The organism is Paenibacillus sp. FSL F4-0122 (assembly GCF_038002845.1).
GTDB classification, from domain to species: Bacteria; Bacillota; Bacilli; order Paenibacillales; family Paenibacillaceae; genus Paenibacillus_AQ; species Paenibacillus_AQ odorifer.
Genome location: NZ_JBBODI010000001.1, coordinates 542,275 through 556,486, shown reverse-complemented (window position 1 = coordinate 556,486; position 14,212 = coordinate 542,275). Strand labels below are relative to the sequence as shown.

The following is a 14,212-nucleotide window of genomic DNA, read 5'->3' as shown; positions in this document are numbered from 1 at the left end:
GCTACATAGAGAATCGGTTGTGATTTCTAGCTGTGGATCAGCGGTTTTGCTTGCGATATTGCAAAGGCGAACATTTAACGATTTGCTTAAACACACGCCCGAAGTGGGCGATGCTGTCAAAGCCGGTATCCTCGGCGATGTTCGTAACTTTAGCGTTGGTGCTCTGCAAGAGACGTTGGGCTTCCTTGATCCGAATGTAGTTTAGATATTCTACGATAGTGAAGCCAGTCGTTTGCTTGAACACACGGCAGAGATAGGTGCTGCTGATGAAAAAAGTTTCAGATAGCCGCTCTAATGTAAGCTTTTCAGCATAATGTACTTGTAAAAAATCGATAATTTCGTAGACTTTTAGCTGCTTCTCACTGCTCTCAGGGGCAATGGGCTCGCGGCTTATTTCCTGTATTCTGTTCATTTCAATAAATAGTTGGATGAGCAGCGTCTGAAGATAGGAGATTTGCTGTGTCCGTGGTTCTGTTTGTTCTTTTAGCATGCTGAAAAGAAGATATTCAATGGCACCCTGTTCATGTACTCCGGGCCGCAAAAGCAAGCTTTGTGTAGCCATAAATGGAAAATGCAGCTCGAAGTGCGCCAATGTCTTTTGCAGAAAGCTTTCCTCAAAGTTAATTAAGATCCGTTCATGGCTTGCAGAGCCTTTAGAGGTGGTACGATGGAGCTCGTTCTTGTTAATAAAAATCAGATCACCTTTACGCAAGGTGTAGATCAGATTGTTAATGTAATAACTGCGTTCCCCGGCGAGTAAATAATAAATTTCATAAGTATCGTGATAATGGTCGGAATCCATGCTGAATGGACCGGCTCTTTTTATTTGCTCAATCATAAAAGGAGGCTGAGGCTCCTGTTCCATGCTAAATCTGCTCCTTTCAGATAATGAAGATAATATATGCAAAGTTTTTATTGTTTCTGCTAAGAATCGCTTAGATTCAGATGTATTTTATACTATACACTATAAGAAGAAAACGCTTTTAAATCAATAAGTGATGGAGTGATCCTGATGTCCAACAAGAAATATGCTTTCGTAGGAACCGGCGGCCGAGCGGAGTTTTTTTATGGTGAGATCACTACGAATTATCGTGAAACCTCTGAAATTGTAGCCTTTTGTGATGTGAATGGAGCAAGAATGGATTATGCGAACCGTTTGCTGGAGGAAAAATATAAATATCAAGCGGTTCCTACCTATAAAGCTCATGAGTTTGACCGTATGATTGAGGAAACCCAACCTGACACGGTAATTGTCACGAGTATTGACCGCACGCATCATCGTTACATTATCCGGGCGATGGAGCTTGGCTGCGATGTTATTTCGGAGAAACCGATGACAGTGGATGAAGAGAAATGTCAGGAAATTCTTGAAGCGATTGAGCGGACTGGGAAAAAGCTGCGTGTGACCTTCAATTACCGCTATGCACCACACAACACCAAAATCCGTGAACTCATTATGGACGGCGCGATTGGAGAAGTGCTTTCCGTCAACTTCGAGTGGCTGCTAAATACGCAGCATGGGGCGGATTACTTCCGCAGATGGCACCGTGATAAACGGAACAGCGGAGGTCTCTTGGTTCATAAATCCACACATCATTTCGATTTGATGAATTTCTGGCTGGGTTCGCGCCCGGATACGATTTATGCGATGGGCGATCTAAGATTTTATGGCAGAGAAAACGCGGAGAAGCGCGGGGTGACTGAGTTTTATCAGCGTGCTCATGGAAGTAGCGCGGCAGAAAATGATCCGTTTGCCCTGCATCTTAAAGACAACGAGCAGTTAAAGCAGATGTATCTGGATACGGAGCATGAGGATGGTTACCTGCGTGATCAAAGTGTGTTCGGTGATAATATCAGCATTGAGGATACGATGGCGGTTATGGTCAAATACAAAAATAAGACGATTATGAATTATTCACTTAATGCTTATCTGCCTTGGGAGGGCTTCATTGTAGTATTTAATGGAACGAAGGGGCGGATGGAAGTAAAGGTCGTCGAACAGTCTTATGTAAATGCCGGAGGAAACAAGGAAGATGAAGGGGCGTTAAAAGACAAGCGGATCACGGTTTTCCCTCATTTCGCAGCACCTTATGAAGTGGAGATTGAAGAAGGAGTTGGGGGGCACGGGGGCGGAGATCCTGTGATGCTGCGTGATATTTTTGAACGTCCGCTAGAGGATCGCTTTAATCGTGCGGCTTCCCATGTGGACGGGGCGTTGTCTATTATGACCGGGATTGCGGCAAATCGTTCAATAGCTACTGGACTTCCAGTTAAGGTAGATCAGTTAATAAAATTGTAGTAGCCCGTTTATGAACAAGCGGCTTTGGGTTCGGAGGGTGCGTTTCTCCAGAATCCCGGAGGGCCCTCCGCGTGTCCGCACGTTAAGTCAACTTCTACTTTTAGATTAAGCTAAAAAAAGTAAAATACAAGGCTGTCTCTTAGTCATCTACGATGACTAAGAGACAGCCTTGTTTATTTTAGCTAAAACAATTATTGTTTGACGACGTTAAAGCCATCTTTTTGCAATTGGGTCACGATACCATCGTCACCGAGCATATGCAGCGCGCCAACGACGACAAGGTAAGTCGCTTTTTTATCACTATTCAAATATTCTTTTACATGCTTCACCATGTTGACGTTACGATCCGAAACCAGGCCCTTATAATACTCTGGCTCTTGCGCGACCGCTTTTGTCATCGCTACGAGCGACTGCTCATCACCTTGCATCCACATTTGGGATAGTGCATCCAGTGAAGCTGCTGCGGAAGTATTGTCCGTTTGATTGAGGCTGCCGAGTGTGTCGACAAGAAGCTTTTCTTGCAATCCATCTGAGAACTGGTCGAACATATTCAGCTGCAATTGTGTGTTTTCCAGCTCAATAATAGGTTTGTTCAGCTTGCCTGCTTTTTGTAAAAAATATAAATCAATGCCGGTATCCGCCGTATAACTTGTAACTTGCATCTGTAGACTTGAGACACCTTGGGTAACGACCCACGGTTTGAAGGAATCGAATGCATTTTCCGCCAGACCATTTGCTTTTAGCAGTTGAGTCACTTTGTTATAGGTATCTGCGGATACATGATTCTTGAGCTTGGTTCCATCTGTATAGGAGCCTTTTTCCAAAATAAACTTTTGGATCTCAGCTTGATCAATCTTAGAGATATCTACTTCGACACCTAAATATTGCGAGGCTTCAAAAGCAGCTTCAATCTCCGGACGCAGCGGGTACATTTTGTCGTTAGCCACATGGATAGAACCAAGCAGATAAACGGTGTTGCCTTTGTTCTCCACTTTCCATAAGAATCCGGTGCTTCCTGCAGCTTGAGTATTGGCCACAAAAGTGATGGTGCGCAGCGCTGGACTCCACTCCACTTTATAGCCGATCGTTTCTCCTATAAAGCGGACAGGAACATAGGTGACATTGTTGATGGTCTTAGGAGCCACCTCTAGTTTTTTCTTCTCCCCATTTACCGTTGCAGTTGTGCTGCCAATGGTCAGTGAGAGGGCCAGTCCATTTTTGGTCCCTGTTACGGTTTGGGTTTTTTTATTCCAATTAATATTTACATTAAGCTTCTCTAGCAGAGGACGCATAGGAACTAGGGTCGTTCCTTTTTCTACAACAGGGTTAGAATCGCCTAACTTTATTTCGGTTCCATCAATCCATACACCGACAGGCTTTTCAGCAGCATGCGCAGTGGTAAAGACAGACATAACCATGAAAATGGATAAAAATAATGCACCTAGCTTTTTCATTAATAGGACACTCCGTTTCTAAAAAAGAATGAAAGATGTAAGTCACTCTCTGATTTTAACGTATTTTCCCATAAACAGTTATACCTTTTGTTACTATATTGATTTGATGCCTATGATTGGAAAGTAAACTTACAGTGCTTCACGTCATTCAGAAGTCAAAATAATGCACATCAAAGCAAAAATCGCCCCTATTAGATCCTGTTCACTCTCCTTATCATGAAACGTAAGAAACGAAGAGCCTGAAGGGAGCAAGGAACTTATGTGGAGCAGTGCGATTGAAGATGCGATAGAGAAGGTACGTAAGAACATAGACCGGTTCGGGGGCAGTTTCCCTCATGTCAGCAGGAATGGAACTTATCAGCTCAATAACAACGACGACTGGACTAACGGATTTTGGAGCGGCATGTTGTGGTTGTGTTATGAATATACGCGGGATGACAGCTTCCGTATTGCGGCATCCCATACCGTAGAAGATTTCCGCCGCCGTTTCGCGGCAAAGACCGTGCTTGATCATCACGACATTGGCTTCCTGTATTCGTTATCCTCTAAAGCCCAGTGGATTATAGATAAAGACGAATCAGCGCGTCAACTGACATTGCAGGCGGCAGACCTGCTGCTGAAGCGCTGGCGTACAGCTGGCGGTTATATTCAGGCATGGGGACCGGAGGGGGATGCTCAGGAAGGCGGGCGCATCATTATTGATTGTCTGTTAAATCTTCCCCTTTTGTATTGGGCAGAAGAACAGACCGGTGATTCCGTATACCGGGAGGTGGCGGTCATGCAGGCGGAGAAAACGAGACGGTATCTGGTACGGGGAGATGACAGCTCTTACCATACGTTTTTCTTCGACCCGAAGACCGGAGAGCCGATTGGCGGCGCCACACACCAGGGTTTTACTAACGGATCGACCTGGACGCGCGGGCAGGCTTGGGGCGTTTACGGTTTTGCGTTATCATACCGCTATACCAAAGATCCGTTGTTTTTGGAAACGTCCAAGCGGATGGGCCGCTATTTTCTGGAGCATTTGCCACAGGATCATGTCGCTTACTGGGATTTTAATGCTCCGGTGTCTCCGGATACTTACCGGGATAGCTCGGCCTCTGCAATAGTAGCAGCCGGACTCCAGGAACTGCTGGAGCTAATGGATGGGGAGGATCCCGAACGGGCTTATTTTCAGCAGGGATTAGTGCAGTCGATGACTTCGCTTGTGCAGAACTATTCCACGCTCGGCGAAGAGGCGGAGGGGCTGCTGAAGCATGGTTCTTACCATGTGCGCGGCGATCTGTCTCCAGATGACTTCATGATCTGGGGAGATTATTTCTATCTCGAAGCATTGATGCGGCTGCAAAATGGCAACAAGGGGTACTGGTATGAACGCTGATGTCAGACAAATCTCCCCCTATGCCGTCTTTGCGCTGCTCGATCTTGAGTTGCCCGCTTTAGCTCTAGTGAAGAATGCGCTCAGCCAAGCTCGGCAGGACGATGCGCTGACTGAATTGCATCGGTATTTGACCCGCCGGACCACGCCGGGCTGGCGGATAGAGGATAACCGGAAGCAGCAGCTTATTGACTATGTGCAGCGCTATTGTGCAGACGAGCTGGAAGCTGTAATGAAGACAGCGGATGAAGTTGTGGAGCAGACGTTTCTCTTTCGTTTTCCCTGGGATATGGAGCGCAGCCGCATTCCGGTTACCTTTGAGGAAGAAATTGACTGGCGTCATGTTCCAGACAAGGATGTAGAATGGGCTTATATGCTGAATCGCCACCGCTACTGGGTGGCATTAGGACAAGCGTATACGATAACAGGTAAAGAGGATTATGCGAGAGCAGTTTGCTGCCAGCTTGAAGATTGGATAGACCGTAACCCCGTTCCAGACAAGCCTACGAATGATACGCTGACATGGCGCACAATTGAAACGGGCCTTCGCTGTGCTAACTGGATCAAAGCGTTGTCCTATATACAGGATAGTCCACTGCTCACACCGGCGCTGCTGGCCAAAGTGATGATATCTCTGCATGAACACGGCCAATATTTAGCTTTATCGTTTACGGGCTGGAAGAAGATCAGCAACTGGGGGGTGCTGGAGACTTGTGGTTTGTTCCAAACTGCGCTCTACTTCCCTGAGTTCACTAGCGCCAAAAACTGGCGACAACTCAGTAAGGAGAGACTGGGAGAGACAGCTCGAATTCAGATTATGGCGGACGGCATCCACTGGGAGCAATCGCCCACCTATCACCATGAGGTTTTGGTATGTTTTCTCGACTGCATCCGTTTAGCCCGATTGAATGGAGTGGAGCTTCAGGATGAGTTTCAGCAAAAGGTTCAGCAAATGGCTGCCGCTTCATTATATTGGGCCAAGCCGAATCACCGACAGCCGATGCTTGGCGATAGTGATGACAGCGATATCCGTTCGCTTTTGACTTATGCGGGCTGGTTATTTCAGGATGCTGTACTCCGCTTTGGCGGATACGATCAAATGGATTATGACAATGCCTGGTTGTTTGGGATAAATGGAGTTGAGGGCTACGAGCGGCTGAATGCGGAGCTACCACCAAACTTGTCACGCTCCTATGCACATTCCGGCCATTATGTGATGCGAACGGGCTGGGACGAGCAGGATTTGTACCTATATTTTCACTGCGGACCGCTTGGGGGTGGACATGGGCACGCGGATCTGCTACATTTCGATCTGTATGCCTATGGGCGGGATCTGCTTACCGATCTTGGCAGATACAACTATAGTGATCATACACCACTTAGAAAAGCGCTAAAAGAAAGCGCTGCCCATAATACGACCACTGTCGACGGAATTGGATTTACCGAAGTCACGGATACATGGTCCTTCTCTCAGATTGCGAAGCCAATGGGCTGCCAATGGATCAGCCATCCGGACTTTGATTATGTAGAGGGTAGCCACGACGGCTACCGTCATTGGGATGATCCGGTTTACCCGTTAAGGAGGATCCTATTTATTAAGCCTTTTTACTGGCTTTTGGTGGACAGCTTCAGTTCCCGGCAGGAGCATACATTTTCCCAGCATTTTCATTTTGCACCCGGAGCGGTTCAGATGGAAGATGGAACGCTAATATGCCGTACAAAAAATGAGCGGGAAGCCAATCTTTGTATCCTTCCTGTTCATGTTGAGGGTCTTCAGGGCAGGGTTGCTGCTGGGGTAATCTCCCGCGAATATAATCTGCTGGAACCCAATCAGTATGCTGTGTACTCCCGAAAGGGGAAAGGGACGGTCTCGATCATGCAGGTGCTGTACCCGCAGTCTTCGGGTGAGTTGTTCTGTCCGCTGGTCGAACAGGTGCCGATTTACCGCCATACAGGTGAACCGGTGGCTGCTGCACACGCGGAGGCCTGCCGCATCATCCTCCCCGAAAGGAATGAGGAGCATATTATCGTGATCAGCCACGAGATTCCATCCAGTCATTTAGATTCCTATGTAGTGGAAGGCGTACAAATTTTTGGAGAAGTAGTGCTTATTGTTTCTGCAGACGGTCAAAAGAAGGTCACGGTAATCAGATAATGTATGAATACTGGACAACGGGCTGATAGAATAAAAGAAAAGAGCATGAGAGAGGCGCGGAGAAAACATGTTCAAATTCACTTACTATAGACGTATCCAGGTTTCATTTCTTTTGCTGATTTTTATCCCTCTGATTGCAGTATCGATCATTTCCTTCGTGCTCATCCGGGATACGATGGTAGAGAAGCTGCAGCTCAGCAACGATAACTTCCTGAACGTTATGATTGACGAATTAAACAAAACTATTGATGATGTGACGTTCGCTTCCCATTTTATTGTAAACGATACCAATTTCCGCGCTAATCTGAAGTCATTTGCGGATACTGAGCGGCTAAATAGCTATCAGGATTACGTACATTTTACGCAAATTCAAGATGTGTTTTCGCTCATCAACTCTAAGCCGTTGAATAATAATATCCGCATGTATTTGGTCAACCGGAAACACTTTGTGATCTCCTCTGGGACTGAGAATTTATCCGTGATCAATGCCAACCTGGACAAGCTGATGAGCCGTGTCAATATTCACGAACCGGAGACCTTGCAATGGCTTGGGATGGCTGACAGCGGTTCTGGTAAAAGCAGCAGCTATTATATTGCCAGAGTTATCTATGACAGCCGGGAGAAACGGCAGGTGTCCGTGCTGCTTATCTCAATTCCTGAATCCTATTTCAATAAATTGCTCGGACCCGTCGAATTTGGCAAGGTTGCGTTATTTGATTCTGGAGGAGGCTTGATTGCTGGGAACTCAGAGCTGGCTCCAGAAGGCAAGGAAGCAAGAGGAAGCGTTCGTACGGCCAGAGCTATCGACAAATCTAATTGGCAGCTGATCTATGAAGCTTCGGAGAAAGAATGGTCGGGTCAGATCTCGCGGACGTTTTATAGTGGCATTGGCTTGGTACTCCTCTTATTTATTGTCTTTTCGGCTACCTCCATGCTGATTGCCAAAAGATTGCATAGTCCGATCATGAAGCTGCAGCGCGTTGTGCGCCAGTTCGGGATGGGGAATCTTGATGTCAGGCTGGAGGTCAAGGGCAAGGATGAAATCGCTGAGCTGGGGCAGACGTTGAATACTATGCTGGACCAGCTGCAAGGACTGATTCACGACATCGAGCTGGAGCAGGAACAGAAGCGGGTGATGGAGCTGGAGGCGCTGTTTATGCAGATTCGCCCCCACTTTTTGATCAACACGTTGAATTCGATTAAATGTAGTCTTATTTTGTCCAAAGATAAGCTGCATAGTGGGATCATCGATTCATTAATGAGTCTGCTCCGGGCCTATTTGAAGGTCAATGAACCGGCTACCTTGCGGGAAGAATGCAAACTGCTTGGCCATTATATCGATATAATGAAGATCCGCAACGAAATCCCTCTTGAACTGGAGGTCGATCTGGAAAAGGATACAGAGAAGCTCATCGTCCCTAAGCTGATTTTGCAGCCCCTTGTAGAAAATGCAATCGTCCACGGATTGGTTGACCACCCGGCACCGCGTATTGTCGTTCGCTCGCGAACGGTCCCTGATGGGATCATGATTGAAGTTGAAGATAATGGCTGCGGTGCAGGGGCTGAAGTTCTGGCGGGACTGAACCGCAGGTTACTGTATAAGGACGATGAACAGGATGAAGCTTATCAAAGGGTCGGGTTAATGAACGTAGTTCAAAGGCTGAGGCTGACCTATGGGCAGGATACCCGCTTGTCGCTGCATAATCTGCCGCAGGGTGGGGTGTCCGTTTCTCTGTATTTGCCGCAAGGCAATCATCAGGTTAATCTGTCAGAGAGAGAGGGATATTGATGTATAAAGTGATGCTCATAGACGATGATGTTCCTATGCTCAAAGTGCTTCAGCAGATGATTGACTGGGAGGCACATAGCTTGCAGATTGTCGGCAGCACCTATTCCAGTGCCAAGGCGTTATTAATGTTTGAGGAAGTGCAGCCTGACATTGTGATCACGGATATTGGTTTGCCGCAAAAGAACGGGATTGAGCTAGCCGATTGTTTCACCCGCATGAAGCCGGAGGTCAGAATTATTTTCCTGACCTGTCATGAGGATTTCCATTATGCTCAGCAGGCGGTAAAGCTGAAAGTAGATGATTATTTAATCAAGGACCAGCTTACAGAAGAGCAACTGGAGAAAAGCCTTGCCAAGTCCGTACACTTGCTTAAGTCGAAGATTGGCTTGATCAGCCATGGGGAGACAGGCTACAACAGCCAGCTCTTCCGGCAGAACCTGCTGCAAAGGGTGATTGGCGGTGCTCCGCCTGAAACCACACTGGCTTATGCGGCGCAAATCGGCATATCCTGGACGTATCCGTGGTTTATGCTGGGCACGGTTAGTATTCATTTTTCCAGTTTCGACAAGCGATACAAGCAGAGTGAGTATCCACTTATTTTATATGCTATTTACAATATAGCCTTGGAACTGTCCGAAACATGTGAAGGGATTACGCCTTTCTTGGAGCAAAAGAATATTGTGATTCTATATAATTACCGTGTGAATCTCGCGCAGAATGCCAGTCTTCATTTTCACGATTATTTACAGCGGCTGTGTTCCGAATGCTCCCATCTCCTAAAGATTCAACCCGGCATTATTGCCGTCACAGAGAAAATGGAGCTACAGGCGATTGGCCAGATCCATCGGCAGATTGTTCAGGACAAATGCGAGTTCTATGCAAGTGCGGATTACACGGTTCTGGATACTCTGCAAATCGCTTCTCCACGTTTCCAGCCTGCACCCCAAGGATTTCTGGACAGCTATATCCCGCAGATGGAACGGGCCGTGATTAAAAAAGACCTTGAAGCCATCCGTGGCACTCTACAGGAAATCGCTAGGACTGCAAAAGCAATGTCTATTCATCCTGGCGATTTCGCCCGGGATTTATCCTTTATGCTCCGCGGCATCGAGTTAATGTTTACGAGCCTGATGTTCGATGAGGATCTGTTCGTCTATCTCGTGCAGACCCGCACACTTGAAGATACGATGGAACTGGTGGAAAGAAAGCTTGTACAGATTACAGGCAGCAAGCAGCAGGTGACAGGAGCTTCTCCGCAGGAGCCCAAGCTGCAGCTTATCCAGCAGTATATCGACCAGCATCTTGGCGATAATATCACCTCAATTGATATGGCACGTTATCTGTTTCTGGATCCAAGCTATTTTTCGCGTTATTTCAAGCGCATGACTGGCCTGACCTTTACGGACTATGTACATCAGCACAAGATGAAGGTCGCTACCAAAATGCTGAAAATCTCCAGCCAGAACCTGGAGTCGCTGGCCGTCGGCCTGGGATATTCGGACAGAACCTATTTTTCAAAAGTGTTCAAAAAATATGTAGGAACTACGCCAAGCGAATATAAATCCAAACATTCGGTACGCTGAGAAGCACAATTGTCAACGATATGAACAGACCCGCCGCCCCTCTAGGGCGGTTTTTTGTTGTCGGCGGACAAAGGTCAAAATCTTGCACATTCCGGGTCATAATCACTCCTTCTTGCGGAAGGCGGATGTATTACTATAATGACAAATCAAATTGTCGAGGTGATACAACGTGGAGGCTGCAAAACAACCTGTGCCAAAAATTCTGCAAGAGAAGCGGAAATTCTGGACTCCGCAACGGAAAGAGGCTTTAACCGGGTGGCTGTTTTTGGCACCGGAAATTGTCGGGATGCTTTTTCTTAATGTATTTGCGCTTGGATTCTCACTTTATTTGAGCTTCTCGAAATGGGATCTATTGTCGGGAGTCAAAGGAATCGAGTTCATCGGATTGGATAACTATATCAAAATGTTCCATGATCCGAGTATCATTCAAGCTTTGAAGAACAATGCTTTTTATATGATTATGACCGTGCCGATACCGATTGCGATTGCGCTGGTGCTCGCGGCATTGATTCAAAACAGTGTGTTCCTCAAAAATTATTTTAAAGTGGCTTTCTTTATTCCTTATATTTCTTCAATTATTGCGATAGCTGCCGTATGGAGTGCATTGTTCCATCCGTCTCTTGGACCGATCAATCAGTTGCTGATGGAGTTTGGAATTTCCAGCCCTCCGAAATGGCTAGTTGATCCAAAGACCTCACTGTTATCCATTGCCATTATCAGTTCTTGGGCAAGTCTTGGCTACACCATTATTATCTATATGGCTGGCTTGACGAATATTTCCGATGAAATCTACGAAGCCGCCGAAATAGATGGCGCCAGCGCGCTGAAAAAATTCTTTGCCATCACAGTTCCGATGCTGCGTCCGACTACATTTTTCCTGCTTATTACCATGCTGATTGGCTCGTTTAAGGTGTTCGACATCATCGCCTTTTTGACCGAAGGCGGTCCGAATAATTCTTCTACCGTGCTTGTGTTCAGGATCTATGAGGAAGGGTTCAAATACTACAACATGGGCTACGCTTCTGCAATTTCCTGGCTGCTATTCGCTGTTATCGGCTTGATTACCGCAGCCACTTGGAAAATGAGAAATGAAGAATAAAGGGGGGAGATTAACATGCAACTGATTAGAAAAAATATGTCCAGAGTGATCACTACCTGCATCATGGGGGCTTTGTCCATTGTGTTTCTTATTCCGCTGATCTGGATGATTTCCGCAGCCTTCAAGTATGAAAAAGATGTAATGCGCTTCCCGATCCAATGGATTCCCGAGAAGATCAATGTAGCGTATAATTTCAAGATGGTTTGGATGGGACGGGTACCTTTCTCCCATTTCTATTTAAACTCCTTTAAAGTTGCGATTATTACAACCTGCATCACACTGATCATTTCATCTATGTCGGCGTACGCCTTGACCAAAATCAAATTTAAAGGACGGAATATGGTCTTTCTGGCGCTGCTGTCGTTCATGATTATTCCTGACCAGGCCACGCTGATTCCGCGTTTTCTGCTGATTCGTTGGTTCGGCCTCTATGATACTCATGCTGCTATCGTATTAATGAGTATGTTCTCCATCTACTTCACGTTCTTGCTGCGGCAATTTATGATTGGTATCAGCGACGAATATATTGAAGCGGCACGAATTGATGGTGCAGGCCATTTGCGGATATTCTGGTCTATTATTGTTCCGCTCTGCAAGCCGGTGCTCGCTACCGTGGCGATCATCAAATTTATCTGGACCTGGAATGACTACCAGAATCCGCTGATCTTCTTGCTAAACAAGAATCTGTACACTATCCCACTCGGTATGACACTGTTCCGGGACGATTATTCGAACAACTATGCGATTATGATGACGGCAGCCGTTTCGGCGATCATCCCATTGGTCATCGTGTTCATTGCCCTGCAAAAGCAAGTCATTAACGGAATCTCCTTGGGAGGCGTAAAGGGCTGACTTGCGGGTATGCAAAAGAGGGTAAAAGTCAAAAATGTGATCCTACTACAGCAAAATTGTGCACTTGGCTTGTACAGCGGGTGCCTATAATAAGAAATGAACAAGGCACTATACTTAAATTTCAGTGCGGGGGGAAGTAAAATGAAAACAAAGGGCAAAAAAAGATTATCCGTTGTACTAGGCTCCATGCTGGCGGTTTCCTTAACGTTAAGCGCCTGTGGAAATTCCGGAAATTCAGAGAAGAATGGCGGTGCTGAAGCCAGTACGAATGCCGGGAACACCAAGGTGGACAAGCAAGTCGCCATCAAATATTACAACTGGGACAATGAAGCCCAATCAGCAGGCACGGATGCCATGCTGCAGGAATTTATGGATCAGAACCCAAATATCAAGGTAGAGCATGTGACACTCGTTCCCGGTGATTCTGTGGAGATGCTGAAGAAACTCGACTTCCTGATTTCATCCGGCGAAGCGATTGACGTTGTTCAGGTACCAAGCCTTGGAGGCGTACTTGAACGGGCGACCCGGGGAGCACTTGCCCCGCTGAATGAATTCTATGAGAAGGATAACCTCGTTCCTGAGGATGAATATTATGTGAATGCTAAGGTAGACAACAACTATTATGGGATGCAATATACCAAGAGCAGCAACTATGTAATGCTGAATAAAGATGCACTGGATGAAGCTGGGCTGCCTGTACCTACTTTTGGCTGGACATGGGATGACTACCGCGACTATGCCAAAAAACTGACCAAAGGTGAAGGCGTAGACAAACGTTACGGCACATACTTCCACACCTGGGAGTTGTATATGAACGCTCCGGCCCAAACGATGATGAAAGATCCATTCGTGTATGATGACGGGACGACCATTTTCGCGGATCCAACCTATAAATACTTCTTCCAGCTGCGCAAAGATATGGAGTCTGCTGATAAATCTGCGAAAACTTATGCAGACGCTTTAGCGGCTAAGCTCAATTACCGCACGGAATTCTTTAATGAAGAAGCCGCTATGATTCTGGCTGGTAACTGGACGATTGCTGATCCGGGCAATACTGAGCAGTATCCGCATGATTTCAAGACAGCTTTTGCTCCGGTACCGGTGCCTCCGGCAGGATCGGAACCAAAAGAATACGAGGGCAAATACTTCACCAGCGGCAATATGCTGGCGATGGGCGCTACTTCGAAGAACAAAGAGGCGTCTTTCCAACTGATGAGATTTATGTCAACGGCTGTTAGTGATAACAGACTGGAATTCTCCGGTTATAAAAAAGCGGATAATGAAGCCTTGCTGACCAAACTGGTAGCTGGCAAAGAGGATATGTATGATATGGATTCACTCAAATATACACTCTTTGACAGTGCAATTCAGTTCCTTGATGGCGCGCAGGTGATGACGACTGCAACGTCCGAATTGACCAAAATAATCGATGACGGCTTCAGCAGATTTATGCTTGGAAATGAATCGATTGATAAGGTGCAGCAATGGATGGTTGATGAAGCAACAAAAATTATCAACGAAAAAGGTGTTATCAAATAAATAGGGAATAAGCAAGTATCACAAGTTGTGGACGGGGCTTTGGAAGGTCATCAACTGGCTTTCC

10 protein-coding genes are annotated in these 14,212 nt (G+C 46.4%); 8 read left to right on the top strand and 2 right to left on the bottom strand.

Features of this window, described 5'->3' with window-relative positions:
- Nucleotides 1-37: 37 nt before the first annotated feature.
- A complete protein-coding gene (locus MHH49_RS02245; protein ID WP_076297615.1) occupies nucleotides 38-865 on the bottom strand; it encodes a helix-turn-helix transcriptional regulator in 828 nt (275 codons plus the stop codon).
- 147 nt (nucleotides 866-1,012) lie between these two features.
- Between MHH49_RS02245 and MHH49_RS02240 the strand changes: the two genes are divergently transcribed.
- A complete protein-coding gene (locus MHH49_RS02240; RefSeq protein ID WP_038569484.1) occupies nucleotides 1,013-2,299 on the top strand; it encodes a Gfo/Idh/MocA family oxidoreductase in 1,287 nt (428 codons plus the stop codon).
- A gap of 191 nt (nucleotides 2,300-2,490) precedes the next feature.
- Here MHH49_RS02240 and MHH49_RS02235 read toward each other — a convergent pair whose 3' ends face one another.
- A complete protein-coding gene (locus tag MHH49_RS02235) occupies nucleotides 2,491-3,753 on the bottom strand; it encodes a TraB/GumN family protein (protein WP_341137852.1) in 1,263 nt (420 codons plus the stop codon).
- A 259-nt stretch (nucleotides 3,754-4,012) separates the two neighbouring features.
- Between MHH49_RS02235 and MHH49_RS02230 the strand changes: the two genes are divergently transcribed.
- The 7 genes from MHH49_RS02230 (at nucleotide 4,013) to MHH49_RS02200 (ending at nucleotide 14,148) form a co-directional block, all read left to right on the top strand.
- Nucleotides 4,013-5,134: a glycoside hydrolase family 88 protein gene (locus MHH49_RS02230; RefSeq protein ID WP_339823565.1), complete on the top strand. Its 1,122-nt coding sequence runs from the start codon at nucleotides 4,013-4,015 to the stop codon at nucleotides 5,132-5,134.
- Nucleotides 5,124-7,286: an alginate lyase family protein gene (locus MHH49_RS02225; protein ID WP_341137851.1), complete on the top strand. Its 2,163-nt coding sequence runs from the start codon at nucleotides 5,124-5,126 to the stop codon at nucleotides 7,284-7,286. The genes MHH49_RS02230 and MHH49_RS02225 overlap by 11 nt, the downstream gene beginning before the upstream one ends.
- A gap of 67 nt (nucleotides 7,287-7,353) precedes the next feature.
- Entirely contained in the window at nucleotides 7,354-9,075 is a 1,722-nt protein-coding gene (locus MHH49_RS02220; protein ID WP_036675655.1) for a sensor histidine kinase, read from the top strand.
- Entirely contained in the window at nucleotides 9,075-10,658 is a 1,584-nt protein-coding gene (locus tag MHH49_RS02215) for a response regulator transcription factor (RefSeq protein ID WP_076100553.1), read from the top strand. Before MHH49_RS02220 ends, MHH49_RS02215 begins: the two co-directional genes overlap by 1 nt.
- A gap of 169 nt (nucleotides 10,659-10,827) precedes the next feature.
- Complete coding sequence (locus MHH49_RS02210; protein WP_051490863.1) at nucleotides 10,828-11,757, top strand: carbohydrate ABC transporter permease; 930 nt, start codon at nucleotides 10,828-10,830, stop codon at nucleotides 11,755-11,757.
- Nucleotides 11,758-11,772: 15 nt separating this feature from the next.
- Nucleotides 11,773-12,609, top strand: a complete 837-nt coding sequence (locus MHH49_RS02205) for a carbohydrate ABC transporter permease (RefSeq protein WP_036675652.1) — start codon at nucleotides 11,773-11,775, stop codon at nucleotides 12,607-12,609.
- Nucleotides 12,610-12,750: 141 nt separating this feature from the next.
- Nucleotides 12,751-14,148: an ABC transporter substrate-binding protein gene (locus tag MHH49_RS02200; protein WP_076100552.1), complete on the top strand. Its 1,398-nt coding sequence runs from the start codon at nucleotides 12,751-12,753 to the stop codon at nucleotides 14,146-14,148.
- The last annotated feature ends 64 nt before the right edge of the window (nucleotides 14,149-14,212 follow it).